General features: G+C 65.1%; 24 protein-coding genes and 1 tRNA gene. 12 read left to right on the top strand and 13 right to left on the bottom strand.

Annotation, left to right across the window (positions count from 1 at the left end; translation table 11 throughout):
* Nucleotides 1-6: 6 nt before the first annotated feature.
* The gene (locus tag WJU21_RS04875; protein ID WP_346322254.1) at nt 7-741 is read right to left on the bottom strand and encodes a thioredoxin domain-containing protein; all 735 of its coding nucleotides are present in this window, start codon (nt 739-741) and stop codon (nt 7-9) included.
* Nucleotides 742-812: 71 nt separating this feature from the next.
* Nucleotides 813-1298 (bottom strand): DciA family protein, encoded by a 486-nt coding sequence (locus WJU21_RS04870; protein WP_346322253.1) that lies wholly within the window; start codon nt 1296-1298, stop codon nt 813-815.
* Between the two features lie 117 nt (nt 1299-1415).
* Between WJU21_RS04870 and WJU21_RS04865 the strand changes: the two genes are divergently transcribed.
* The 3 genes from WJU21_RS04865 to mutY all read left to right on the top strand — a co-directional run bounded on the left by WJU21_RS04865 (nt 1416) and on the right by mutY (nt 5476).
* Complete coding sequence (locus tag WJU21_RS04865; RefSeq protein ID WP_346322252.1) at nt 1416-3575, top strand: vWA domain-containing protein; 2160 nt, start codon at nt 1416-1418, stop codon at nt 3573-3575.
* A 50-nt stretch (nt 3576-3625) separates the two neighbouring features.
* A complete protein-coding gene (locus WJU21_RS04860) occupies nt 3626-4351 on the top strand; it encodes a hypothetical protein (RefSeq protein ID WP_346322251.1) in 726 nt (241 codons plus the stop codon).
* 69 nt (nt 4352-4420) lie between these two features.
* Nucleotides 4421-5476 carry an A/G-specific adenine glycosylase gene (gene mutY, locus WJU21_RS04855; protein ID WP_346322250.1) on the top strand — a complete coding sequence of 352 codons (1056 nt, stop codon included), beginning with the start codon at nt 4421-4423 and terminating at the stop codon, nt 5474-5476.
* Nucleotides 5477-6010: 534 nt separating this feature from the next.
* Here mutY and WJU21_RS04850 read toward each other — a convergent pair.
* From WJU21_RS04850 to WJU21_RS04825, 6 genes are all read right to left on the bottom strand, one after another.
* On the bottom strand, nt 6011-7096 hold the full coding sequence (locus tag WJU21_RS04850; RefSeq protein ID WP_346322249.1) for a site-specific DNA-methyltransferase: 1086 nt from the start codon (nt 7094-7096) through the stop codon (nt 6011-6013).
* Between the two features lie 103 nt (nt 7097-7199).
* Nucleotides 7200-7799 (bottom strand): ribonuclease HII, encoded by a 600-nt coding sequence (locus WJU21_RS04845; RefSeq protein ID WP_346322248.1) that lies wholly within the window; start codon nt 7797-7799, stop codon nt 7200-7202.
* Between the two features lie 42 nt (nt 7800-7841).
* Entirely contained in the window at nt 7842-8948 is a 1107-nt protein-coding gene (locus WJU21_RS04840; protein ID WP_346322247.1) for a PA0069 family radical SAM protein, read from the bottom strand.
* A 530-nt stretch (nt 8949-9478) separates the two neighbouring features.
* Nucleotides 9479-10021: a molybdenum cofactor biosynthesis protein B gene (moaB, locus tag WJU21_RS04835; protein ID WP_346322246.1), complete on the bottom strand. Its 543-nt coding sequence runs from the start codon at nt 10019-10021 to the stop codon at nt 9479-9481.
* On the bottom strand, nt 10018-11814 hold the full coding sequence (locus tag WJU21_RS04830; protein WP_346322245.1) for a transglycosylase SLT domain-containing protein: 1797 nt from the start codon (nt 11812-11814) through the stop codon (nt 10018-10020). The genes moaB and WJU21_RS04830 overlap by 4 nt, the downstream gene beginning before the upstream one ends.
* Before the next feature lie 25 nt (nt 11815-11839).
* Nucleotides 11840-12655 carry a uracil-DNA glycosylase gene (locus WJU21_RS04825; RefSeq protein WP_346322244.1) on the bottom strand — a complete coding sequence of 272 codons (816 nt, stop codon included), beginning with the start codon at nt 12653-12655 and terminating at the stop codon, nt 11840-11842.
* An 83-nt stretch (nt 12656-12738) separates the two neighbouring features.
* On the opposite strand from WJU21_RS04825, the gene WJU21_RS04820 reads away from it, so the two are divergent.
* Nucleotides 12739-13029 carry a DUF1244 domain-containing protein gene (locus tag WJU21_RS04820; RefSeq protein ID WP_346322243.1) on the top strand — a complete coding sequence of 97 codons (291 nt, stop codon included), beginning with the start codon at nt 12739-12741 and terminating at the stop codon, nt 13027-13029.
* 5 nt (nt 13030-13034) lie between these two features.
* Here the strand turns inward: WJU21_RS04820 and WJU21_RS04815 are convergent, their stop codons facing one another.
* Entirely contained in the window at nt 13035-13190 is a 156-nt protein-coding gene (locus tag WJU21_RS04815; protein WP_346322242.1) for a hypothetical protein, read from the bottom strand.
* Nucleotides 13191-13378: 188 nt separating this feature from the next.
* Between WJU21_RS04815 and WJU21_RS04810 the strand changes: the two genes are divergently transcribed.
* The 4 genes from WJU21_RS04810 to WJU21_RS04795 all read left to right on the top strand — a co-directional run bounded on the left by WJU21_RS04810 (nt 13379) and on the right by WJU21_RS04795 (nt 18607).
* Nucleotides 13379-15025: an electron transfer flavoprotein-ubiquinone oxidoreductase gene (locus WJU21_RS04810; protein ID WP_346322241.1), complete on the top strand. Its 1647-nt coding sequence runs from the start codon at nt 13379-13381 to the stop codon at nt 15023-15025.
* 86 nt (nt 15026-15111) lie between these two features.
* A complete protein-coding gene (locus WJU21_RS04805) occupies nt 15112-16812 on the top strand; it encodes a tetratricopeptide repeat protein (protein WP_346322240.1) in 1701 nt (566 codons plus the stop codon).
* Nucleotides 16813-16815: 3 nt separating this feature from the next.
* Nucleotides 16816-17700 carry a 4-(cytidine 5'-diphospho)-2-C-methyl-D-erythritol kinase gene (locus WJU21_RS04800; RefSeq protein WP_346322239.1) on the top strand — a complete coding sequence of 295 codons (885 nt, stop codon included), beginning with the start codon at nt 16816-16818 and terminating at the stop codon, nt 17698-17700.
* 133 nt (nt 17701-17833) lie between these two features.
* Nucleotides 17834-18607: a hypothetical protein gene (locus WJU21_RS04795; RefSeq protein ID WP_346322238.1), complete on the top strand. Its 774-nt coding sequence runs from the start codon at nt 17834-17836 to the stop codon at nt 18605-18607.
* Here the strand turns inward: WJU21_RS04795 and WJU21_RS04790 are convergent.
* Nucleotides 18568-19332: a YdcF family protein gene (locus WJU21_RS04790; RefSeq protein WP_346322237.1), complete on the bottom strand. Its 765-nt coding sequence runs from the start codon at nt 19330-19332 to the stop codon at nt 18568-18570. The genes WJU21_RS04795 and WJU21_RS04790 overlap by 40 nt on opposite strands.
* Nucleotides 19329-20303, bottom strand: a complete 975-nt coding sequence (locus tag WJU21_RS04785; RefSeq protein ID WP_346322236.1) for an NAD-dependent epimerase/dehydratase family protein — start codon at nt 20301-20303, stop codon at nt 19329-19331. The genes WJU21_RS04790 and WJU21_RS04785 overlap by 4 nt, the downstream gene beginning before the upstream one ends.
* 113 nt (nt 20304-20416) lie before the next feature.
* On the opposite strand from WJU21_RS04785, the gene wecB reads away from it, so the two are divergent.
* The 3 genes from wecB to WJU21_RS04770 all read left to right on the top strand — a co-directional run bounded on the left by wecB (nt 20417) and on the right by WJU21_RS04770 (nt 22970).
* The gene (gene wecB, locus WJU21_RS04780; RefSeq protein ID WP_346322235.1) at nt 20417-21586 is read left to right on the top strand and encodes a UDP-N-acetylglucosamine 2-epimerase (non-hydrolyzing); all 1170 of its coding nucleotides are present in this window, start codon (nt 20417-20419) and stop codon (nt 21584-21586) included.
* A gap of 8 nt (nt 21587-21594) precedes the next feature.
* Complete coding sequence (wecC, locus tag WJU21_RS04775; RefSeq protein WP_346322234.1) at nt 21595-22842, top strand: UDP-N-acetyl-D-mannosamine dehydrogenase; 1248 nt, start codon at nt 21595-21597, stop codon at nt 22840-22842.
* Nucleotides 22843-22895: 53 nt separating this feature from the next.
* Nucleotides 22896-22970, top strand: a tRNA-Gln gene (locus WJU21_RS04770).
* Between the two features lie 872 nt (nt 22971-23842).
* On the opposite strand, the gene WJU21_RS04765 is transcribed toward WJU21_RS04770, so the two are convergent.
* Together WJU21_RS04765 and WJU21_RS04760 are read right to left on the bottom strand one after the other, a co-directional pair.
* Nucleotides 23843-24073, bottom strand: a complete 231-nt coding sequence (locus tag WJU21_RS04765; protein WP_346322233.1) for a hypothetical protein — start codon at nt 24071-24073, stop codon at nt 23843-23845.
* 330 nt (nt 24074-24403) lie between these two features.
* Nucleotides 24404-25108: a Crp/Fnr family transcriptional regulator gene (locus WJU21_RS04760; RefSeq protein ID WP_346322232.1), complete on the bottom strand. Its 705-nt coding sequence runs from the start codon at nt 25106-25108 to the stop codon at nt 24404-24406.
* Nucleotides 25109-25409: 301 nt separating this feature from the next.
* Here WJU21_RS04760 and WJU21_RS04755 point away from each other — a divergent pair, with 301 nt between their 5' ends.
* Nucleotides 25410-25769: a response regulator gene (locus tag WJU21_RS04755; protein ID WP_346322231.1), complete on the top strand. Its 360-nt coding sequence runs from the start codon at nt 25410-25412 to the stop codon at nt 25767-25769.
* Nucleotides 25770-25773: the final 4 nt, after the last annotated feature.

The raw sequence follows: 25773 nt of genomic DNA, 5'->3' as shown, positions 1-25773 counted from the left end.
CGGGTCTCACTTGGGCGTGGCGTCCTTGATCGCCTGCGCCACGTCGGCATAGGACGACGAGGCCGCGAGCTTGCCGTTGACCACGACCGCTGGCGTGCCGTTCACCTTGTAGCGTTCCCTGGCCTCGTCCATGCGGTTGGCCAGATGATCCTTCAGCGGCTTGTTGTCCAGGCAAGCCTGGTACTTCTTTTCGTCAACGCCGAACTCCTCGCCATAGGCGGCCAGGCGGTCCTGCGTCGCCTCGCGCGATACTTCGCTGATCGGGCCGGGCGCCGGCATCCACTGCAGCTGCTCGGCGAACAGCTTGTTCAGAACCTTGAAGTAGTTCTCGGTGCCGGAACAGCGGACCAGGATCGAGGCGTCGACCGCGTAGCTGTCGAGCGGAAATTCGCGGAAGATGAAGCGGATCTTGCCGGTGTCGATGAAATCGCGCTTCAGCAGCGGAAAGGTTTCCTGCTGGAAGTGCGCGCAGTGCGGGCAGGTCATCGACGCGAACTCGATCACGGTCACGGGCGCGTCGACCGAGCCTTCCGCCATGTCGTCGAGCGGCACGCCGGGGATGGGCTTGGCGTTTGCCGGATCTTCGGCGGCAGGTGCCGCGGTGTCGGCTGTCTCGGCCTTTGCCGGTTCCGGAGCCTTGGCCCCGCCATCACCGCACGCGGCCACGGAAAGGCCAAGCGCCAGCAAGAGGGCGGCGGGCAGGCGAAACACTTTAGACATGAGATGTTGTTGGTGTGTCATGGCTCATCCACAAGATGTTGTGAGTATAAGAGGTTCATGAGGGCGCGACAATAGTCCGCGAACGCCGTTGGTCACGCTTTTCCATCGGCCAGGATTCGCCGTCCAAGGCGGCCCAGCGCCTCCTTCAATGGCCCCGGCTTGAGCGTGTCGAGGCTGCGTGCCAGTCCCGCCTCCGTCTCGGCCGGCAAGGCCGCCACGGTAACGGAAGGACGCGGCGCGGCGCGCGGGATGGGGCCCTGCTTCATCACCAGCTTGGCGACCGCCCGATAGCCATAGAACGTGTTCACCTTTTCCAGGATCTGGGGGGTGAGGTGCTGGAACTCCAGCGCGAAGCTGCTTTCCACGCGGATAAACAGGACGCCGTCGATTCGCTCGCCCTGCGGAAAGCGCAGACGTTCGGGCATGGAGCGGGAGGCGAGCAGCGCGCCGACGACATCGCGCCAGCGGGTCACGATTTCGTTCTGGGCGAAGCCCTGCTTGCGCAGCGCGGGACTCAGCAATGGCCGCGCCAGGTCGCCGAATCGGCGGGGTCCATGGCCTGAGCGTTTGTTGGTCATGGAGCAGAGTTTTGACAGCGCCCCGGTGGACTGGCAACGATTTTCCGGGCCGCCGCGGGTTGTCTCCCGTGTCCAAAGCCGCCATGGTCAAGGCTTCTGGGGAGCAGGGGGCAGATCATGCAAACACTTCTTCGGACCGCCATGGTGCTGGCGTCGACGGGCGCCGTGCTGTTGGCAGGTCACCAGAGTTTCGCTGAAAGCGGTGCGGCCGGCGGCGCGCCGGTGACGGCTTCCCGGGACACGATCCTGATCCTCGATGCCTCCGGTTCGATGTGGGGGCAGATCAAGGGCGCCAACAAGATCGTCATTGCCAAGGACGTCGTCGAAGGGCTGGTGCGGGGATTGCCGGCGCAGCAGCGGGTCGGCCTGGTGGCATACGGCCATCGGCGCGAAGGCGACTGCGGCGACATCGAGACGCTGGCCGATGTGGGCGCCGAGCGGGGCAAGATCATCGGCGCGCTGCGAGAGCTTTCGCCCAAGGGAAAGACGCCGCTGACGCGTTCGGTGGAGCATGCCGCCACGGCGCTGAACTACACGAAAAAGGCGGCGACAATCATCCTTGTGTCCGACGGACTCGAAACCTGCAATGCGGATCCCTGCGCGCTGGCGCGGGCGCTTGAGGAGGGCGGTCTGGATTTCACCGTGCATGTGGTGGGCTTCGACGTGACCGAGAAGGAGCGCGCCGGCCTGCGCTGCATCGCCGAGGAAACCGGCGGGAGGTTCCTGGCGGCCGGCGATGCCGACGAACTCACCGATGCGCTGGCGCAGGTCGCCGGCGAAGGAACCGGCGGCACGGCGGCGCCTGAAGGCGAGCCGGTGCCCTCGACCCTGGCCATGAAGGCGACCATCCTCGATGGCGGTCCGCTGATCGATTCGGGGCTGTCCTGGACGGTGACCCCCGCCGTCGGCGGCGTTCCCGTCTTCACCGCCAATGGCGGGGCGGCGGAAACCGAGATCGTGCCGGGCGAGTATGTGGCGGAAGCGGTCTGGACCGGGTGGCGGGATGGAAAGCCGAAGAAGGGAAAGCTCGCATTTACGGTGAAGGAACAGCAACCCAAGGTCATCACGGTGCCGATCGACCTGGAAATTCCGGTTAGCTTGTCTGCGCCGGCGACTACGGCCGAAGGCGTGGCCATCGACGTGGCATGGTCGGGCCCGGACGATCTGGGTGCAGCGGTCAGCATGAACCGGCCCGATGATTCGCCCTTGGCGCACATCTATTTCTTTCCGGCGGCGAGGGCCCGCACCAGCGACAAGAGCGCCGTGGATACGGATGGCGATGGCGATGTCGACCAGGACGACCGGGCGACGGCGAAGCTGGGCGCGCCGACAGTGCCGGGCGAGTACGAGGTCCGCTATGTCCTCAACGATCCGGCGCTGATCCTGGCAAGGCGGCCCATCACCGTGACCGACAGCCTCTATGCCATCGACGCGCCCGCCGCCGTTCCCGTCTCGACCAGGCTCGACATTGCATGGAGCGGGCCGCTGACCCCTGGCGATGTCCTCACCCTGGTGCCCGCGGGCTTCGAACGGCCTTTTGACAACAAGCGCTACACGCCGCTCAAGGAAGGCCAGCCCGCGGTGCTGACGACGCCCGAGACGCCCGGCGACTATGAGATCCGGTATGTGATGTATGGCGGCTACACCACCTATCCCGGCATGATGCACGCCGTGCAGCACACCGTCCCCATCACGGTGACCGATGTGTCCGCGAGCGTCTCGGCGCCGGAGACGGCGGTCGGCGGCTCGACCATCGACGTCATATGGCAGGGACCGACGCAGGACTGGCAGGACGATTTCGTCTCGGTCGTCGAGCCCGGCGCCGAGGCCTACAACCGGAACAGCTGGGCACGGATATCCAGGAATGACAACCCCGTCAGCCCGGCGCCGATTCGGGTTCCCGCGATCGAGGGACAATACGAGGTGGTCTATGTGCTTCAGCCCGGCGGCCGGGTCATGGCGCGCACACCCCTGACCGTGACCCGGGCAAAGGCCACCGTGGATGCGCCCGCGACAGTCAAGGCGGGCGAGGACTTCGAGGTTGCCTGGACCGGCGACGGCTTTGGCCAGGACCGGGTCGTCGTCGTCGAGGCGGGCTATCCGGACCACAAAATGTGGAGCATCGGCAGCAATTACGGGTTCGCCGCCACCACGGGCGCCGCCACTGGAAAGGTCCACGGCCGGGTGGTCAAGAAGCCGGGACAGTACGAAGTGCGCTATGTCACAGGGTTGCAGCATCAGGTGCTGGCGCGTGACATCTTCACTGTCACCGAATAGCAGGGGGCAATGATGGATCGATGGAACGGTCAATCGGCGGGAGTGGCGGCATGACGCGCGGCAAACGTATCGCCCTGGGCGTCGTCTTCGTCATCTTCCTGGTGCTCTGCGGCCTGGTTGCCGGAACATTTGTCGGCGGACGCTTCTTCGTCCCCCCAGGCAGCGGCCTGGCAGGGCCGGCCATCGCCCTGGGCTATGGTCTTCTCGGGGCGGCCGTCGCCGGCGTGGCCGGCGGTTTGCTGGCCTATTTCCTGCCACCGAAATGGCTGCTCGGCGCGGCGCTGCCGGTCTCGGTCGCCGGCCTCCTGATCGGTATCAAGTTGACCGACATCTATCTGGACTCGGCCAGGGCAGGGCAGGCGCATCTCGAACAGGCCTATAACGACCTCAACAAGTTCAGGTTCGTCCTCGTCCATCACGAGCCCGGTGCGCCGTTCCAGCGCCTCGAGGCCGATTGGGGCCAGCGCCGCTATGTGGTCGTCAGCGAAGGCCGCCAGTGCGCCGGCCCGCTTTCGGGAAAGGAAGCGGTGGCGCTGCTGGGAGCGTTGCGGGAGGTGGAAGGGCTTGTCTACAGGACGCCCGATCCTTGCGCCGGCAGCACCGGCAGCGTCGAACGCGAACTCGACTGGTTCATCCCGGAACATCTGCCGCCCGATACGCAGGGCAAACATGCGATCACCGCCAGCTGCGCCGCCCTGCACCCGGAACTCGAGAAGCCGTTCGAGGCCGCCACGGAGATATTCTCGCGCGGCGGACACCGGAAACGCTGCCAGTAACAGGGTCCGTCATCGGTCCCCGCCGAGTCATGGTTTCGTGTTGCTGCCGATTGGTTTAATCACGCTTCGATGATTCTGAACGATGCGCAGCGCCTGCAATCCGATCTGCTCGCCTGGTACGACCGGCACCGGCGCACATTGCCGTGGCGGGCGCCGCCGGGCGAGGTTGCCGACCCCTACGCCGTCTGGCTCAGCGAGATCATGCTGCAGCAGACCACGGTCGCGACGGTGAAGGGCTATTTCGAGCGGTTCCTGACGCGCTGGCCCACGGTTGCGGACCTGGCCGCCGCACCTCTCGACGACGTGCTGACCGAATGGGCCGGGCTGGGCTACTACGCCCGCGCCCGCAACCTGCACAAATGCGCGAACGTCGTGGTCGAGCGCCATGGCGGCCGTTTTCCCGCCAACGAGGCGGTGCTGCTGGAATTGCCGGGCATCGGCCGCTATACGGCGGCTGCCATCGCCGCCATCGCCTTCGATCAAGGCGCGACCGTGGTCGACGGCAATGTGGAGCGGGTGATCAGCCGGCTGCGTGCGATCGAGACGCCGCTGCCCGACTCGAAGCCGGAGATCTGGCGCTGGGCCGAGGCGATCACGCCCGCCGCGCGCGCCGGCGATTTCGCCCAGGCGATGATGGATCTTGGCGCGACCGTGTGCACGCCGCGCACTCCGCTGTGCATGGTCTGTCCATGGTCATGGGCCTGCGAGGCGCGCGCCGCCGGCATCGCGGCCGATCTGCCGCGCAAGAAGGCCAGGAAGCCGCGGCCGACCCGTTACGGCATGGCGTTCTGGCTGGAGCGCGAGGGCAAGGCGGGCAGGGAGGTGCTGCTGCGCCGCCGTCCCGAGGAAGGACTGCTCGGCGGCATGATGGAGGTGCCGTCCAGCCCATGGACCGAGGACCCGGCAGCCGACGGCTGGAGCCACGCACCGGCACAGGCCGAATGGACGGCGGTCGACGAGCCGGTGGTGCATGTGTTCACCCACTTCCGGCTGGAACTGGATGTGGTGCGGGGAGAGGTTTCGGCCGGTGTAGTTGCGGAGGGGGTCTGGGTGCGGCTCGATCGGCTAGCGGACTATGCGTTACCCACGGTGATGACGAAAGCAATCAAAGCCGCAAGGGGTTAGCCTCGCTTCCGCCACCCCAAGGCCGTCATCCCCGCGCACGCGGGGACCCAGCTCTTCGTAGGGCTTGTTGATCCTTGCCTGCGCCCAGCGCAGCCAAAAAGGATTCTTCGTGACCGAGCGGTTGAGATGCCACGTGACGGCCCCGACTGGGTCCCCGCGTGCGCGGGGATGACGATATATTTTAAGGGTTTAGGGTAAGAGCTCGATCAAAAAGCTCAGCTTCGATCTCAAATCACCGAGTGGTCCGAGACGAGCGCAAATTTCTCTTTCCAGGTCCGTGACGCCGTTAGGTCCAACGCACCCGCCCTGGCTTTCACGGCGAGTGCGGCCAGCAGGTAGCACGCGAACAGGATCGAGCACGCTGCATAGAATGCCAGTCCGAGCAGAAACCGTTCGATAAATTACGGCTCGCGACTCAGAAATACGACTAGCCAGATGATGAGGGACAGCCACGCGATATCCCGGAAGCCGACGAGCAGCGCCGGGATGACGTAGCCCGGCAATGGCCTCATGGCTGTTCCTGCCGCGCCGGTGTCAGACCACCATCGCCGATCGCAGCTTCTGGCGCAGCAGGTCGATGGGGATCAGGCTCCCCTTGTCCTCGAAGTGCCAGAAGGTCCAGCCATTGCAGGCGGGGGCGCCCTGGACGCGGGCGCCGATCTGGTGAATCGAGCCGGTGGAATCCATGGATGACAGCGAACCATCGGCGCGCACCTTGGCGCGGTGGCGCCGGGTCGGGTCGAACAGCACGGTGCCGGGCTGCAGCAGGCCCTGCTCGACCACCGTGCCGAACGGGATGCGGGGCTGGGCGCGCTTGGATACGGTAGTGTCGAGGGCGTCATCAGGCAGGGTGCGGACCTTGGCCAGCCGGTCGAGCGCCACCTCGATATAGCGGCGTTCGCGCTCGACGCCGATATAGTGGCGGCCGAGCCGCTTGGCGACGGCGCCAGACGTGCCCGAGCCGAAGAACGGGTCGAGGATCACGTCGCCGCGATTGGTGGTCGCCAGGATCAGGCGGTGGAGCAGGGCTTCGGGCTTCTGTGTGGCGTGCGCCTTGTGGCCGTCCACCTTGATCCGCTCGCGGCCCGAGCAGATCGGGAACAGCCAGTCGGAACGCATCTGCAGGTCGTCGTTGGAGACCTTCATGGCCTCGTAGTTGAACGTGTAGCGTTTCTGGTGCTCATCCTTGGCGCACCAGATCAGTGTCTCGTGGGCGTTGGTGAAGCGGGTGCCCTTGAAATTCGGCATCGGGTTGGTCTTGCGCCAGACCACATCGTTCAGCATCCAGAAACCCAGATCCTGCAGCGCCGCGCCGATACGGAAGATGTTGTGATAGGTGCCGATCACCCACAGCGCGCCGTCGTCCTTCAGCACGCGCTTGGCCTCGGTCAGCCAGGCATGGGTAAAGCTGTCGTAGTCGCCGAAGCCGGAGAATTTGTCCCAGTCGTCATCGACGCCGTCGACCCTGGAATTGTCGGGCCGGTGCAGATCCTGCTTGAGCTGGAGGAAATAGGGTGGATCGGCGAACACCAGGTTGACTGATTTGTCCGGCAGCGAACGCATCACTTCGATGCAATCGCCCTCCATGATGGTGTCGAGCCGCAAGCCCGGAGTCGCCATGTTTCCCGCCCTTATGTCGCACGGCCTTTTTGCCGATTCGCGCCATGGTGAGTCAGGCGATTATTCACGTCAACGATTAACTTTTAGGATTCACTGCGTGGAATCAATTGCTTGTGCGTGAATCCTGATTCATGAGTCGATATATCGGTTCGAAGCTTCTGCGATGATGAGGCGATATTCCTACCAGAGATAGCGCCCGCTGGTGCTCCGGCGTACCATATCCTGCGTTGCGCTCCCAACCGTAATGGGGGTGATCGAGCGCCAGCGCGGTCATGATCCGGTCGCGCGTGACCTTGGCGATAATCGACGCGGCCGCGATGGACAGGCTGATGGCGTCGCCGCGGATCACCGTCCGGCAGGCGCAGGGCAGGGATCCGGGCTGCCGGTTGCCGTCGATCAGCACGTGGTGCGGCGCGACCGGCAGCGCCTCGATGGCGCGGGTCATGGCGAGCAACGTCGCCTGCAGGATGTTGATGCTGTCGATTTCCTCGACGCTCGCCATGCCGACGCCCACCTGGGCCGAGGCCGCGATCAGGCCATGCAGCATTTCGCGCCGCTCGCGCGGCACCTTCTTGGAATCGTCGATGCCGTCCGGGAGGCGGCCGATGTCGAGAATGACCGCGGCCGCGACCACCGGTCCGGCCAGCGGCCCGCGCCCCGCCTCGTCCACTCCGGCAACCATGCCGCCGATCTCGAGTTCCATGGAATAATCCGGCATGGGGCGGTTTTAGCCCGGTGGCCGGTTTCAGAAAAGCGCCAACTGATCCCCGGCCGCAGGCGGCGGACTGAACCTGGAAAAATCGACCGGATGGGGCGCCTTGTTCATGTCCAGCCGCCGGCACGCCGCCCGGAAGCGCTGGCCGATCAGTTCGGCATAGGGACCCTTGCCCTTGCCGCGGGTGAAGAACTCGCTGTCATAGTCCCTGCCGCCGCGCGCCGCGCGGATCAGGTTGATCACCTTCTTCGCCCGGTCCGGATAATTCTCGGCAAGCCAGTCGCGGAACAGATCCTTGATCTCGAACGGCATGCGCAGCAGCACGTAGCCGGCGCGGCGGGTGCCCGCATCGTGGGCGGCCTGGAGCAGCGCGTCGATCTCGTGGTCGTTGAGGCCCGGGATCAGCGGCGCGGTCATGATGGTGGTGGGCACGCCGGCCTTGTTCAGCGCCTCCAGCGTCGCCAGGCGGCGGTGCGGCGTCGCCGCGCGCGGCTCCATGCGCCGGGCGAGCTCGCGGTCGAGCGAGGTGATCGACACCGCGGCCATGACGAGCTGGCGCTCCGCCATGTCGGCAAGGATGTCGATGTCGCGCTGGATCAGCTGTGACTTGGTGATGATGCTCACCGGATGGTTGAAGGCGCTCAGCACCTCGAGGAGGCGGCGGGTGATGCGGTGCTCGCGCTCGATGGGCTGGTAGCAGTCGGTGTTGACGCCCAGCGCGATCATGGCGGGCTGGTAACCTTTCTTGCGCAGCTCCTTTGCCAGCAAGTCGGGCGCGTCGAACTTGGCGAACAGCCGGCTCTCGAAATCAAGGCCCGGCGACAGGCCCAGATAGGCATGGCTCGGCCTGGCGAAGCAGTAGACGCAGCCATGCTCGCAGCCCCGGTACGGGTTGATTGACCGGTCGAAATGGATGTCGGGCGACTGGTTGTAGGTGATGACGCTGCGCGCGGTGTCCGCCTGTACGGTGGTGCGCAGCGGCGGCGGCTCTTCGTCGACGGTGTCCCAGCCGTCGTCGAACACTTCAGTCTGGAACCGCTCGAACCGCCCGGCGGATTTCGAGGCGGCGCCGCGCCCGCGCCGGGCGTCCGACTGGACGGCGTGAACGGTCGCGGGTGGTTTGTAGAGGCGGGGCATGAGTCGATAATAGATCGGCGGGAGCGAACAAAACAAGAACATTAGTCTCCATACCATCATCGTCACCCCGGCGGAGGCCGGGGCCCAGACTGGAGAATCCGGCGCATTTTGCGCCGGTTTCTTCGTAAGAGGGACTGGGTCCCGGCCTTCGCCGGGATGACGAACGAGGGGTTGGCGCGTGCGGAGGTTAGCTCGTTCGCTCGCCGCGATCATAGGTCGCGACGACCTGTATCACGCCGACAATCCGGGCGTTGAATGCGTCCAGTTCCTCGGCGGGCACCCAAAGCTCCCGGTGCATGCTCGCGCCGACGGTCTGCGGCTCGTAGCGAGCGGCAAAATCGTCGTCGACCTCGAACCCCGATAACCCGTGTCCTCGCGCTTGGAGTTCCAGTCGCGGGCGATCTGCTCGGCATAGGGGAAGTTCATCACCGGGTAGAATATCGGCTGGTCAGGTAGGCGCGGTGGAAACGTCTTGAAACCGCTCTGTTCGATCAGCGCCAGCTCACTTGGGCCGGTCGGCCGAAACAGGATCACTTCCGCCCCTTCACATGCTCCTGCAGCCGGGGCATCAGCTCGACGAAGTTGCAGGGCTTGAAGCGGTAGTCGAGCTGGTCCTTCAGGATGCCGTCCCAGCCGTCGCGGCAGGCGCCGGGCGATCCGGGCAGGGCGAACAGGTAGGTGCCGCCGGCGACGCCGCCGGTGGCGCGGGACTGGATGGTCGAGGTGCCGATCAGCTTGTAGCTGAGCATGCGGAACATCTCGCCAAAGCCCTCGATCTTCTTCTCATAGACCTGCTCGAACGCCTCGGGCGTCACGTCGCGGCCGGTCACGCCGGTGCCGCCGGTGGAGACCACCACGTCCACCTCGGGATCGGCGATCCAGGCGCGGAGCTGGCCGGTGATGGCCTCGACGTCATCGGTGACGATGGCGCGGGCCGCCAGAACATGGCCGGCCGCCGCGATCCGGTCGACAAGGGTCTGGCCCGATTTGTCGTCGTCCAGCGTGCGGGTATCCGATACGGTCAGCACGGCGATGCGGACCGGGACGAACGGCCTGCTCTCGTCGATGCTCATTGGGCCGCCAGCTCGCGCGGGTCGCTGCGCGAATACAGCGGCGCCTCGCCCACCACCATGGCGTCGAGCGACGGCGACGGCTGGTTGAAGCGGGCGCGGTAAACCCAGAGATTTTCGAGGACGTGCTCCACATAGGCGCGGGTCTCGAAAATCGGGATCGATTCCATGAACAGCAGCCAGTCGCCCAGCGAATCGTCCCGGTCGAGCCATTTCGACACATTGCCCGGCCCCGCGTTGTAGGAGGCCGCCACCAGGATCAGGTTGCTCTGGGTCACGCCCTTGTCGAACAGATAGAGCAGGTATTTCTGGCCCAGCATCATGTTGAAGGACGGATCGAACAGTTTCTCGGCGTTGCGGTTCTTGAGGGTCGGATCCGCGGAGATATAGGCGGCGGTCGACGGCATCAGCTGCATCAGGCCGCGGGCGCCGGCGGAACTCACCACCCGGGCCATGAAGTTGGATTCCTGCCGGGTGAACGCAAACAGCAGCGCCCGGTCAAGCTTGAAGCCGTCCTGCGGCTGCCATTGCGGCAGCGGATACAGCGCCGCCTCGATAACGGGGCCGCCCTTGCGTTCGGCCTGGCGGGCCAGGGTGACCGCCGAGCCGATGAAGTCGAGCCGGAACGCCACCCGCAGCAGGCTGGCGCGCGGCGAGTCCGGCGCAAGGCGGCGGATCACCAGCCGCATTTCCTCGTCGGCCCTGGCCGTGTCGCCGACCTGCGCCAGCGCAGCGGCGCGTCGGACACCCTGATTATCCAGCGCTTCGTTGAAGTCGGCCTGGGTCAGCTGAGGGGCCGACCAATCGTAGGGCAGGGGCATGCCGAGCTGGCGGGCGGCCAGGATGCCGTAGAAGGTGCGGCGATTCTGAACCGCCAGATTCAGCATCTCGAAAGCCTTTTCCGGCTCGCGGTCCTTCAGATGGGCGCGGGCCGACCAGTAAGCCCCGGCCGAGCCCAGGCTGTTGCCGGAATCGCGGGCGCGGGCGCACTTCTCGAACAGCTTTGCCGCCCGGCCGTATTTCTGCATGCGCCAGGCCGACAGGCCGGCAACCCAGGCCGCCTCGGCGATCTCGCCCTCATTGCGCTCGGCGGCGTCCGAGCCAAGGTCCAGCGCCTTCTTGTATTTCTGGTTGAAATAATAGGCCTTGGAGATCAGCGACATCTGGGTGTCGAAGCCGGCAGAGGTGAAGATGCCCTTGCCCTTCACCGCCATCAGCGCGCGCTCGGCCTTCTCCGGATCGCGGCTCCTGAGCGCCGAGGAGATCTGCGACCGAATGGCGGATTCCTTCCGGCGGCGCTCCAGTTCCTCGGGCGGCAGCGGCTCGCCCTCGCCGATGATTTCGGGCGGCACGTAGCGCTGCGGCACGGGTGGCACCGGCGCGACATCCCGCTTCGGCTTGCGCCGCATGGCCAGCGAATAGATGTCGTTGGCTTCGGGATGGTCGGCATAGAGCGTCATCCAGTCGCGCAGCTCGTGGAAGGTCGAGCGGTACTTGGTCGGATGCATGTAACGCTGGTAGAGCACATGGCCCATCAGCGCCGTATCCTTGATTTTCCTGATGAGCTTGTCGGCCTCGGCCCAGCGGCCATCCTGCTGCAGCTCGAATATCTTGCGATAGGCCTGGGCGTCGTCGGGCGAAAGCACCTTTGGCTCGATGACCGCAGGCACGGTGGTGCTGGCGGCCGAGGCTGCCGTCACGGCCGTCTGTGGCGCCGCCGCGTTCTGGGCAGCCGCCGCGTTGCCCACCAGCAGGGACACGCCCGCCGCCATGATGATCCTGAACTGCAATTTCATGCGCTTTGTCGACCCGTTCTTTCCGTCATACGCCGCTCATGGACGCCAGACGATTCTTGACGTCCAGGAAATCCCGCCACGCCTCGCGCTTCGCCGGCGCATGACGCAGCAGATAGGCCGGATGGTAGGTGGGCATGACCGGCACGTCGAGACCGCTCTTGGTGTAGGTCTTCCATTTGCCGCGGAGGCGGGTGATTGCGTCGGCGGTCTCCAGCACGACGCCGGCCGCCTGCTTGCCAACCAGCAACAGCACCTTGGGGCGCACCAGCTCGATGTGACGCTCGAGAAACGGCATGCACAGCGCCGATTCCAGCTGGGTCGGGGTGCGGTTTCCCGGCGGCCGCCAGAAAATGGTGTTGGTGATATAGGCCGTGGTCCTGTCGCGGCCGATCGCGGCCAGCATGCGGTCGAGCAGCTTGCCGCTGGCGCCCACGAATGGCAGGCCTTGCCGGTCCTCGTCGGCGCCCGGCGCCTCGCCGATCAGCATCAGCCCGGCGTCCGGGTTGCCGTCGGCAAAGACGAGATTGGTTGCCGTCGCCCTGAGCGGACACAGGTCGAAGCTGGACAGGGCCTCGCGCAGCTCGTCCAGGCTGGTGCAGCCCTGAGCGATGCGGCGGGCGGTGGAGACGGATTCCTGCACGGCTTCCAGCGGCAGCGCCTGCGATGCCTGGGCTGCACCCCGCGCCGGCGCGGAAGGCTGACGCGGCGCCTCGGGCAGGGCGGCTGGCGGGGGCGGCGGCGCGGCAAGCCGGTTGACGGACACGTCGCCGATGGCCTCGTCCGCGCCCATCTCCACCTGCCAGCGCAGCAGGGCAAGGGCGAGGTCGCGATCATCGGTCATGTCGGCTCCGGGATAAGGGCTGGGTTGGCGGTCTGGCCGCGCCGAACATATAGTAAGACAAATCCCGACCAAGGAGCACTGTTATGGACAAGCAAACCCAGACCGAAATCGAGGCCGCCGCGTTCCGGCGGCTTGTCGAGCACCTGCGCACGCGGCCCGACGTGCAGAATCTGGACCTGATGAATCTGGCAGGGTTCTGCCGGAACTGTCTGTCGAACTGGTTCCAGGAAGCGGCCAAGGATGTGGGTATCGATGTCACCCGTGACGCGGCTCGCGAACGGGTCTACGGCATGCCCTACGAGGAATGGAAGGCGAAGCACCAGACCGAGGCGCCCGCGGAAAAGCTCGCGGCCTTCCAGCAGCACAAGCACTGACGCGTCTAATCCCTGTCCCGCCCGCGGCGCAGGATTGCCGCCATGGCGATGCCAAGGGCGATACCTATGCCGATGCCCATGACCGGGCTGCCGTACATGGCGCCGATCGACACGCCGATGATCACACCCACGATGATGCCGGCCGCTGATCCAGTATCCATGAGGATCAGGTAGCGCTTTGCAGGCGTTGCACAACTGCCGATCGAGTGCTGTCGCCACGCACATGGCGGAAAAAGGCCGCGCGCCGGGATTTCATTGGGGCGGCGCCGCGATTCGACCTATCGTTGACCCTCGTGCCCGGCGGCGCATATAAGGCGGGCACCTCAGGAGCGAATATAAGGGGCGCAATATGGAACGTGAGTCGATGGAGTTCGACGTCGTCATCGTGGGCGCTGGTCCGGCCGGACTGGCTGCCGCGATACGGCTCAAGAAGCTCTGCCAGGAGAATGACGTCGACTACAGTGTCTGCGTCATCGAGAAGGGCTCGGAAGTGGGCGCCCACATCCTGTCGGGCGCGGTATTCGAACCGCGCGCGCTCAGTGAGCTGATTCCGGACTGGAAGGAACGTGGCGCGCCGATCGACACCCCGTGTGTCGAGGACAAGTTCATGTACCTCACCGAGAAAAGCTCGATCAGCTTTCCGAATTTCATGCTGCCGCCGGTGCTGCACAACAAGGGCAATTACATTGTCAGCCTGGCGAACGTGACCCGCTGGCTTGCGACCCAGGCGGAGGAGCTTGGGGTCGAGATCTATCCGGGCTTCGCCGCCGCCGAGGTGCTGTTTCATGAAGATGGCAGCGTCAAGGGCGTGGCCACCGGCGACATGGGCGTGCACCGTGACGGCAGCCATGGCCCGAACTTCACGCCGGGCATCGAGCTTCATGCCAAATATACGTTCTTCGCCGAAGGCGCGCGCGGCTCCCTGACTCGCCAACTCACCGACAAGTTCGACCTGCGCGACGGTGTCGGACCGCAGAAATACGGTATTGGCATCAAGGAATTGTGGGAGATCGATCCTGCCAAGTTCAAGGCGGGATATGTCCAGCACAGCTTCGGCTGGCCGATGGACACGCAGACCTATGGCGGCTCGTTCCTCTATCATTTCGGCGAGAACCTGGTGTCGGTGGGCTTCGTGGTCGGCCTCGACTACGCCAACCCCTACCTGTCACCGTTCGACGAGTTCCAGCGGTTCAAGAACCATCCGGCGGTGCGGCCATTCTTCGAGGGCGGCAAACGCATCGCCTATGGCGCCCGCGCCATGACGGCGGGCGGCTTCCAGTCGGTGCCAAAGCTGGTATTCCCCGGCGGCGTGCTGATCGGCTGCACGGCGGGCTTCATGAACGTGCCCAAGATCAAGGGCTCGAACAACGCCATGAAGACCGGCATGCTCGCGGCCGACGCGGCATTCCAGGCGCTGAAGGAAGGCTCCGAGGGCCATGACGAACTGACCGGCTATAGCAAGGCCTACCAGAAGTCGTGGGTCTACGAGGACCTGAAGAAGGTGCGCAACGCCAAGCCGGCCTTCGCCTGGGGGCTGATTCCGGGCGTGCTGATGACCGGCATTCAGGGCTGGCTGGGCGGCCATCTGCCATTCACGCTCAAGCACAAGAAGGCCGACCACGAGGCGCTGCGGCCCAAGTCCGAATTCCAGCCCATCGCCTATCCCAAGCCGGACGGCCTGGTCACCTTCGACAAGCTGTCTTCGGTGTTCGTGTCCAACACCAATCACGAGGAAGACCAGCCGATCCACCTGACGCTGAAGGATCCGTCGGTACCGATCGAGATCAACCTGGCCCAGTACGACGCCCCGGAGCAGCGCTATTGCCCGGCCGGCGTCTACGAAATAGTTCGGGATGAAAACGGCGAAAATCCGCGCTTGCAGATCAATGCCCAGAATTGTGTGCACTGCAAAACTTGCGATATCAAGGACCCGACGCAAAATATAGTGTGGGTGACGCCCGAAGGCGGCGGCGGTCCCAACTATCCGAACATGTAAGGAGCGGTATGACGACAGCGGCGCGCTCGGGGCGCGAAACAGCTCCAGGATCAAGGCCGGGCCGTCGCCGGGTGTGGCGGCTGTTGTTGGCGGGGGGATTGGCGCTGGCGGTGCCGCTGACGTCGGCCGCGTCGCAGCAGCCGGTCCAGGGCCGGCCGGACCGCGCCACACAGGATGCCGATGCGAAGGCGTTCGGCGATTATCTTGCCGGCCGCTTCGCCATCGTCAACCGCGACACCGAGGCCGCGGCCGATTACTACATCCGTGCCGTTCAGGGCGATCCCCGGAACGCCGAACTGGTGCACCAGGCATTTTCGGTAGCGGTCGCCAGTGGCCGGCATGAAGACGCGGTTCGCCTGGCCCGCCAGCTCGCCGACCTGAAGGAGAAGCCCACCGGCCTGACCGAGTTGGTGCTGCTTTCGGACGAACTCAGGAAGAACGATCTGGCTGCCGCCCGCGCCCGGCTCGGCACCATCGCGAAGACCGGCATCGTCGAGTTGATGGCGCCGGTCATCTTGGCCTGGATCGATGCCGCCGAGGGCAATACCGACAAGGCGCTGGTCAGCCTCGATGCGTTGGCGGGCAACAAGGGCTTCATGTCGTTCATGAAGACCCACCGCGCCTACATCCTGGATTTCGCCGGCGAGGTCGATCTGGCAACGGCCGCATATGACGAAGCGATCGCCCTGCAGAAGGGATCGGATCTGCGGCTGGTGCTGGCCTACGGCCGGTTCCTTTCCCGCCACGGCAAGGACGAGCAGGCCAAGGCGGTCTACAAGGCCTACCTGGATTCCTATCCGAGCAACGTGCTGATCGAGGCTGCCCAGAATGGCTCCAAGGACGACGGCGCGCTCTATCCGGTGATCCGCAACGCCGCGGACGGCGCGGCCGAGGCGTTTTTCAGCACCGGCCGGGCGCTGGCGCAGGAGCGTTCGCGCGGCCCGGCGGTGATGTATCTGCGTCTGGGCCTCGCGTTGAAACCCGACTTTCCCGTGGCCTATCTGCTGCTGGGCGACGTTCTTGACCGTGACGGCCAGTTCGACGAGGCGCTGACCGCCTATCAGGCTGTGGTGGATGATCCGGTGTTGGGCTGGGACGCGCGGTTCGAAGCGGCGCTGCTGCTGAACCAGATGGAGAAGCCCGAGGAATCGATCGAGGCGCTGCAGGGCATGCTTGCCGAACAGCCCGAAAACCTCAACGTGCTGACCTCGCTGGCCGATACGCTGCGCGCGCAGCAACGGCTTCCGGAAGCCGAGGCTGCCTACGACAAGGTGGTCGCGAAAATCGGAACGCCGGCCGAGCGGCACTGGGCGCTGTTCTATGCCCGCGGCATCACGCGGGAGCGCCAGGGCCGCTGGGAGGAGGCCGAGGCCGACCTGCAAAAGGCCCTCGAACTCTCGCCCGACCAGCCGCTGGTGCTGAACTATCTCGGCTACAGCTGGATCGAGCAGCGCATGAACCTGGACCAGGCGCTGACCATGATCCAGAAGGCGGTGGAGCAGCGGCCCGACGACGGCTACATCGTCGATAGCCTGGGCTGGGCGCTCTACAAGCTCGGCCGCTTTGCCGAGGCCGTCGACTGGCTGGAGAAGGCGGCCGCGCTGATCCCCGAGGACCCGACCATCAACGACCATCTGGGCGATGCGTACTGGCAGGTCGGGCGCCGTCTCGACGCGACCTTCCAGTGGCGGCATGCGGCGGCGATGAAACCCGAAGCCGATGCACTGGGCAAGATCGAGGCCAAGATCAAGTCGGGCCTCGACGCCGAAAAGCGCAGCGAGAAGTGACGCTTGACGGTATCGGCTGACGGCCCGCTGATCGAGACTGCCTGGGCCAAACTCAACCTCTATCTCCATGTCACCGCCATCCGCGAGAATGGCTATCACGAGCTCGACAGCCTGTTCGCCTTCGTTGGCGTTGGCGACAGGCTGACGGTGACGCCGGCGGCTGATATCGACTTTGCCGTGGATGGTCCCTTCGCGGCGGGCATTCCGGAGGGCGGCGACAATCTGGTGGTCCGCGCCGCCCGCGTCCTGTCGCCCAACGGGACGCCCGGCGCGCGCATCACGCTGACCAAGAACCTGCCCGTCGCCTCCGGCATCGGCGGCGGCTCGGCCGATGCCGCGGCCACCTTGCGCGCGCTCAACACCCTGTGGCGCCTGGACCTGCCCGCCAAACGGCTCGAGCGCATCGCCGAAGGGCTGGGCGCCGACGTGCCGGCCTGCGTGGGCAGCGTACCGGTGCAGGTCTCCGGGATCGGAGAAATTCTCGCCCCAGCCGCCGCGCTGCCCGAATGCTGGGTGGTGCTGGTCAATCCGGGCGTCGCGGTCTCGACGCCGGCGGTATTCCGCCGGTTCGACGCGGATGTGACCCGCTTCCGGGCACCGGCGCCGATCGGTCCGTCGGGAACGGCAGCGGAGCTGGCGGCGGCGCTTGCCGAGCGCGCCAACGATCTGGAACCGGCCGCGCGGGCCATGGCGCCGGTGATCGGCGAGGCACTGGCCCTGATCCGCGACACGGCCGGGTGCCTGCTGGCGCGCATGTCGGGTAGCGGCGCTACCTGCTTCGGCCTCTATGCGTCCGAGAGCGAGGCGGGTATGGCGGCCGCGAGGGTTGCCGATCACAATCCGTCATGGTGGGCTGCTCACGGCGCCCTTCGTGGTGGCGGCGCCTGACGGGCCTGCGTATCATGCCCGTCCAGTGGCGCAGCATCCCGGACCGGTCTTGAGAAATCTTCGTGTCATTTCGGCTCTAGCAGCGGCCCTGACGGTTGCGGCCTGCGCCAGCAATCCGACCCCTGCGGGCCGCATGTCCGATCTGGAGCTGACCTGGCACCAGGCACAGTCGGCGGTGCCGGAAATGGTCGGCGGCGGCGTCACGTTCCTGTCGGACGCCTCCCGCCAGGAACAACTCGCGCGCACCGGCCGCAAGTTCCCGGTGGTCGTCTACATGCATGGCTGTACCGGGATCAGCGATTCCGACCGCGGCCTGATGCGGACCATCGCCAAGGCTGGCTACGTGGTCGTCGCGCCCAACAGCATGGCCCGCAAGTTCCGGCCGCTGCAATGCGCCTCGTGGAACAAGCAGGGCGGTTTCAACCTGTTCGTCTTCGACTTCCGCCAGGAAGAGATCAACTTCGCCCTGCAGGAGATCGCGGGCGCGGGCTGGGCCGACTGGGACAATCTGTTCATCGTCGGCGTGAGCGAGGGCGGCCTCGCGGCGGCCCATTTCAGGGGCGGCCTGTTCAAGGCGCGGGTGATCACCCAGTGGACGTGCCAGGGCTCCACCTGGGTGCGCGGGATCGACGGCCCCGAGGATACGCCGGTGCTCGCGGTCGTGCGCAAGGACGACCCCTGGTACAACGGTGGCTCGGGCAAGCAGGCCGGCGATTGCGGCAGCTATTTCGGTGACAAGCGGCCCGGCTCGGAATCGGTGGTGCTGGAACAGGGCAAGGGACACGACGTCATCGACGACCCCGCGGTGGCGGCGCGGATCGTCGACTTTCTGGGACGCTACCGGGTTGCGACGCCCCAGCCGCCGGTTCAGCGCGGGAACAATTCGGGCGTCCTGCCCATCAGGTGATACGCCACGAGCGCCGCCCACTCGCGCACCACATAGTCGAACTCGCCCAGCCTGTAGCCCACATTGTCCAGATCCCAGCGCACCGACCCGTCGGTGAAATAGTCCACCGGATAGGGAATGACCTGCCAGCCCAGTTCGCGGAAGACACCGACGGCTCGCGGCATGTGGAACGACGACGTCACCAGCACCCAGGTTTCTCCCGGTGCGGGTTTGACCAGATCTCGGCTGAGTACGCCGTTTTCCCATGTCGTACGTGACTTGCCCTCGAACATGGTGTGATCGAGCGGATGGCCCAGCTCGCTGAGCAGGCCGCGCGCGATCTCGGCTTCGGCGAGCGTGTCGGCCGGGTCGTAGTGGCCGCCTGAAATCAACAGCGCCGCATCGGGATAGCGCTGCGACAGGGTGATCGCTTCGGTCAGCCGTTCGGCGTGCTCGTTCATCTGCGGCCTGCCCCAGCGTTGGGTGCTGCGGCTGTTGAGCGCGCCCCCCAGCGTGATGATGCCGTCAACTTTCTCCGGCAGTTCGGAAGCCGGAAAGCGCGTTTCCAGCGTGACCATGAGATAGCTCGACAGCGGCAGCACCATGATCGCGGCGAAGGCGATCACCGACAGGGACATCAGCCATTTCCCCGCCCGCCGGTGTCCGGCGACCAGCAACACGAAGCCAAGCGCGAACGCCAGGAACAGGCTGTTGCTCGGCTGGAAGATGTCCCACAGCAGCCTCATGCGCGTTGTCCCCGCCAGTTGCGATACCAGTCCACGAACTTCGGCACGCCCTGCTCGAGCGGTGTCGTCGGCTCGAATCCATGGTCGCGCCTGATGGCGGTGATGTCGGCATAGGTCGCCGGAACGTCGCCGGGCTGCATGGGTTCGCTGATGATCTCGGCCTTTCGGCCGGTAGCCTGTTCGATGATCTCGACCAGCCGGGTCACCCGTTCAGGCTTGTTGTTGCCGATGTTGTACAGCCGGTGCGGCCGTTCCCCCGAGGGCGGGCCGTCAAGCACCGCAAGGACGCCGGCGACGATATCGTCCACATAGGTGAAGTCCCGCTGCAGCGAGCCGTTCTCGAACAGCCGGATGGGCCGACCCTCGAACAGCGCCTCGGTGAACAGCCACACTGCCATGTCGGGCCGTCCCGATGGGCCATAGACCGTGAAGAACCGAAGCCCGGTCTGCGGGATGCCGTACAGATGGGCATAGGTATCGCTCATCAGTTCGTCGGCCCGCTTCGTGGCGGCATAGAGCGACACGGGATGCTCGACCGGGTCGGTTTCCGAGAACGGCAGCTTGGTGTTGCCGCCATAGACCGAGCTCGAGCTGGCGTAAACCAGATGCCTCAGGCTCTTGATGCCGCGCGCCAGTTCCAGAACGGCCAGATGTCCGGTCAGGTTGGCAGCGGCGTAGGCCATCGGATGGTCGATGGAATAGCGGACGCCGGGCTGGGCGCCGAGATGGACGATGCGGTCGATGCCGCTGCCGCCGACAGCCGCGCGCATCCCGTCCAGATTGGCGAAATCCTGCCTGATGAAGGTGAAACCACGGTGAGGCTTCAGTTCGGCGACACGGGATTCCTTGAGCGTGGTGCTGTAGTAGCTGTTGACGTTGTCGATGCCGATGACCTGTTCGCCGCGCGCCAGCAACGTCTTGCAGACGTGATAGCCGATGAAGCCGGCGGCACCGGTAACCAGAACGCTCATGCGGGAAACCTCACAGGACGGCAGACTGACCGGAGGATACAGGAAACGCGTTGCGGTTTCATGTGCGTGATCGGTAATGTCGGCCACATGACAGCGAAGGCGGCACGACGCCCATGACCAGCCGGCACCGCATTCTGACCGTGTTCGGCACGCGCCCCGAGGCGATCAAGATGGCGCCTGTGGTCAAGGCGCTGGAGGAAAGCGCCGTGCTTGATGCCCGGGTCTGCGTCACCTCGCAGCACCGCCAGATGCTCGACGGGGTGCTGGACCTCTTCGCCATCCGGCCCCGGTGGGACCTGGACATCATGAAGCATGGGCAGACCCTGGATGACGTTACCTCGGATGTGCTTGCCGGCATGACCGGCGTCTTCCGCGACTGGCGGCCCGACCGCATCCTGGTTCATGGTGACACCACAACCACCTTCGCGGCCTCGCTCGCGGCCTATTACCACAAGGTGCCTGTGGGCCATGTCGAAGCCGGGCTGCGCACCGGCGATCGCTATAGCCCGTGGCCCGAGGAGATGAACCGGCGTTTGACCGGCGTGCTGGCCGATCTGCATTTTGCCCCCACCGGTCGGGCCCGCGACAACCTGCTGGCCGAGAACACGCCCGCCGGCAGCATCTATGTGACCGGCAATACGGTAATCGATGCGCTTGCCATGATCAGCCGCCGCCTGACCGCCGATCTGGACCAGGCGCGCAGACATGACGAACGGTTCGCCTTCCTGGGAACGAAGCGGCTGATCCTGGTGACCGGCCACCGCCGGGAGAGCTTCGGGGAGGGATTGCGGCAAATGTGCCTGGCGCTGGCCGACCTGGCGGCGCGTGGCGATGTCACGGTGCTTTATCCAGTGCACCTCAATCCCAATGTGCGCCAACCGGTGCATGACATTCTCGGCGGCCTGCCGGACATTCACCTGACCGAGCCGGAGGAGTACCTGCCTTTCGTCTATCTGATGAACCGCAGCGCGCTGATCATCACGGATTCCGGCGGAATCCAGGAGGAGGCGCCGTCGCTGGGCAAGCCGGTCCTGGTGACACGCGACACCACCGAGCGTCCCGAGGCCGTCGACGCCGGCACGGTCATCATGACCGGCACCGACCGGAACAGGATCGTGGCCGAGGCATCGCGCCTGCTGGACGACGCCGATCATTACGACCGCATGTGCCACGCCCACAATCCCTATGGCGACGGCCACGCGGCGGGGCGCATCGTGCGCTATCTCGAGGCCCTGGCCGGGCAGGGTGAGCCGCCGGAGCCCTGGGCGGGCCGGGCGGCCTAGGAGGCATCATGGCGCGTTTCGACAAATCCATCTGTGTGCTGGGGCTTGGCTATATCGGCCTGCCGACGGCGAGTCTGCTGGCGACGCGGGGCTACACGGTGCTGGGCGTGGATGTGGACAGCCGGGTTGTCGGTGCCGTGCAGGCCGGCAATCTGCACTTCCATGAGCCCGATCTCGACATCTTGGTCGCATCGGCGGTCGGCAGCGGTCAACTCACGGCGGATCATGTGCCGGCGCCCGCCGACATCTACATTATCGCCGTGCCCACGCCATTCGCCGACGATCATGCGCCCGACATGTCCCATGTTGAGGCCGCCACCAGGGCGCTGGCGGCGCATCTGCGTCCCGGCAACCTGGTTATCCTGGAATCGACCAGCCCGGTCGGCACCACCGAGCGCATTGCCGGCTGGATCGGCGAGGAACGTCCCGATCTGGGACCCGATGTCACCAGGAGCGACGCGCGCATCTTCCTGGCGCATTCGCCCGAGCGGGTGCTGCCCGGCCGTGTGCTGCAGGAACTTGTGGTCAACGATCGCATCGTCGGCGGCATCGACACCGCCTCGGCGGAAGCCGGCGCGGCATTTTACCGCACCTTTACCACCGGCACCGTTTTCACAACCAGGGCGCGCACCGCCGAGTTGTCGAAGCTGGCCGAGAACGCGTTCCGCGACGTCAACATTGCCTATGCCAACGAGCTGTCGCTGATCTGCGACCGGCTGGGGGTGAATGTGTGGGAGTTGATCCAGCTTGCCAACCGGCATCCGCGGGTGAACATCCTGCAGCCGGGACCGGGCGTGGGCGGACATTGCATTGCCGTCGACCCGTGGTTCATCGTCCATTCGGCACCCGAGCAAAGCCGGCTGATCCAGACGGCGCGGGAGGTCAACGACGCCAAGCCGCGCTGGGTCATCGACCAGGTGAGAAGCGCCGCGGATCGCTTCAAGGACCCGGTAATTGCCTGCCTCGGCCTCGCCTTCAAGGCCAATATCGATGATCTGCGCGAGAGTCCGGCCCTGGCGATCACCGCAGCGCTGGCTGAGGAATGTTCGGCAAAAATCCTTGCGGTCGAACCCTTTGTGGATGAATGCCCCGCAAGCCTTTCGGCCTTGCTGAATGTGGAATTTGTCGGCGTCGACGAGGCGCTGGACCGCGCCGACATCCTGTTGCTGCTGGTCGACCATGACCGCTTCAAGCTGATCGAACGCGAGCAACTCGCGCGCAAGGTGCTCATCGACACAAGGGGCGTGTTCCGCTGAGCTTTCTGGCGGTTGATCGGGTGCGTTTCTCGCACTATTGTCCGCCGCCTTGCTGGGGCGTAGCCAAGTGGTACGGCAACGGATTTTGATTCCGTCATTCGCAGGTTCGATCCCTGCCGCCCCAGCCAATCTCCCGCCAGATCCCGACATTTGCGTTTTCCGGATTGGCCATGATCCGGACCCCGGATCATCCGGCGCAGCGAGACCGTTTCACGATAACCCCGGACCGGCACCGCGCCGCAGCTTGCGCGGCGGCTGATCCGTGGTTCAAAGGTTCCCAGGGTGGCCCGAATGTAAGAGTGGCGCATGCGCGCATAAGTTGTGCAAAGAAGAAGGACTAAATTACCGTGGTATAATATGATCTTATGAAGTATACTTCGAGTTATTGATCAAATAGAGGGCGGGATGGATTCTTGTTCAATCCAGCAACTGCTCGTCGACATAGGGCGCGCCGCAAGGCGGTTCATATTTGTCAGGGATGCGGTCTTTGCCGCACAAGGTGCCGGGGCGTCGGGGCGGAACCGGAGACGTTCAGGGGGATCGCAATAGCTGGATCGGATCTGGTGTGGCCGACTGCCCCGAGAGCGCGGCACGGCGGGATCCGGCGTGTGACGGGATGGAGCAAACCGGAGCGACGGGGAGGCGTGAGCGCGCCGCCCTGCGAAATACTGGGTCAGCACGGGTCATGGCCTCGCAAGGCGATGTCCCGAGTGGGGAGCGAGCCATGCAAAATATCAACATCGCCAAGACCAAATGGTGTCCTCTGGCGCGTGCGGAGGGGGATAGCCTCTCAAAAGCCGGTATCAATCGAGCATCCGACGGAAGTGCACATCCAGAGTGCCGTTGCCTTGCCAGCGGATGCATGCTCTGGGTAGAGCACAGCTATGATCACGGCTATTGCGGATTGAGCGGATCCGCCAAGTAAGCGCTGCTGCTGATTGCCGGCCGCACGGCAATGAATTGCAGTGCGGGCCTGGCGGGCGCCCTGGGCTGGGTGTGGCTACTTCTTTTTGGCAGCGGCCTTCGCGGCGGCCTTCTCGGCCTTCTCTATTTTTGCCTGCTCCGCCGTTTCCTTGTCAGCGGCTTCCTTGGCAATCCTGAGGGCCTTGAGCCGCGCGGTCTTGTCCATCAGCTCCTTGTGCGCCTTGTCGCGCGCCTTGATGGCGTCGTCTTCGGCGGGGCGCAACTTGGCGAACTTTTCCTCGGCACGGGATCTTGCTGGGTCGGCCATGGATGTCTCTCCTCCAATTCGATGAAAACGCCTCTGGCGCACGCGGCGGCCGAGGGCTGGGCAGAAGCGGAATTAGGACGTGCTCGTCGGCAAGGCCGGGCGCGCCCGTCTGGTCTTTGGTCGAAGGGCCGCGCCGGTCCCCAAATACCGGCGCAGAAGGCGGCATTGGCGCACAGCCACCTGTGACATGAGGCGGATCCCTGAGGACGCGCCTGACTGTCTCTCGGTCTTACCTTATAGGGAAACCGGTGCGCCGGGCAATCCTGTATGGAGCCGGCGACCGAGACGCCGGCGCCGGCTGTCAGCAGGCTCGAACCCTATCCCGGCAAATCAGGCCGATGAGGCAGAGAGTTTTTCCGCCACGCCGTAACCATCGCCGGCGATCTTCTCGAGCGCCAGACGATCGGTGATCGCGATCACACCGCGCCGCGAACTTAGTATGCTCCGGGTCTGGAGCGACTTGAGCGTCAGCGACACGCCCGCCCGGCGCACATTGAGCATCAGCGACAGAATTTCATGTGTCATGAACAGGTCGTCGCCATCCGAGCGGTCGTGATACATGAGCAGCCAGCGCGCGAGACGCTCCTCGAGGGTGCATGATGCGTTGGCGAGGGTGGTGCTCGAGACCTGGACCAGCAGCGCATGGGAGTATCGCAGCAATTCGCTGCGCAGGGTCTCGCTGCGTTGCAGCGCACCCTGTATCGCCGCGATCTGGATCCGGTAGGCCTGGCCGGCCGCCTGCACGAATACGCGTAGCGACGAGTGGTTCAGGGTGTGGAGCACGGCAACATCGACCATGCCATCACAGCCAACCAGACCGACTTCGGTCTGGTCGCCGCGAAGCGTGCCGGCAACGATCGAGGCGATGCCGGCCTCGATGAACCAGCAGAACTGCATCTCCTCACCCGGCTCGATCAGGATCTGGTGCTTTTCAAGGTCGACCAGCACGAGGTGAGGCGTCAGCAGCGCCGCGTCACTGCCGGACAGCGCGGCAAGCAACCGGTTGCGAAGGGGTTTCGTGATAACGGATTGCACATTGCCTCCCTTCAGCCAGGGCGGGAGGACATACTCTCAGCCGGCCGCGCCCAACGAGCATCTGCAGGCCGATGCCCCTTATATAGGGCGCACACGCTATGTTCATGAAATTATTCTGTCGGTACGAACACGTACACAATCCGTACGGAATGATGATTCTTGGCGAACCAATCAGTGAACTGTACGTTATCGTACGAATAGTGCCGATAATCTTGCGGCTGCTCATGCTCAAGGGAGCCTGAAGCCGCGAGAGAAAAGTTCGGTGCTCGAATATCTTGGAAATCTTGCGGGACGGTGTGACATGTTCGATGGCGTCCCAATCCTCATCGTTGAAGATGAACCCTTCATTGCCATGGACCTGGCAGATGCCGTCAGAACTGCCGGTGGCGCGGTCATTGGCCCGGTTTCGACGGTGAGGCAAGGCCTGGCGCTGCTCAGGGATGCGACCGTCGCCGGCGCCATCCTGGATTGCAACCTGAGGGACAGGGACGTCACGCCGCTCGCGGAAGTGCTCCTCGCGGGCGGCGTTCCCATTGTCCTGTTTACAGCAGCCAATCTGCCGGCCGCCCTGGAGCCGCGGCGCGGCGAAGTGGCGCTGCTCCGCAAGCCTGCGCCACCCGATGAGGTGGTGGCGCTGCTGGCCGCTCTGATCGCAAAATGAGGTC

The organism is Emcibacter sp. SYSU 3D8, assembly GCF_039655875.1.
In the GTDB taxonomy this organism is placed as follows: domain Bacteria; phylum Pseudomonadota; class Alphaproteobacteria; order SMXS01; family SMXS01; genus RI-34.
The sequence above is the reverse complement of the archived record's forward strand: the minus strand, read 5'-3'. Positions and strand labels throughout refer to the sequence as shown.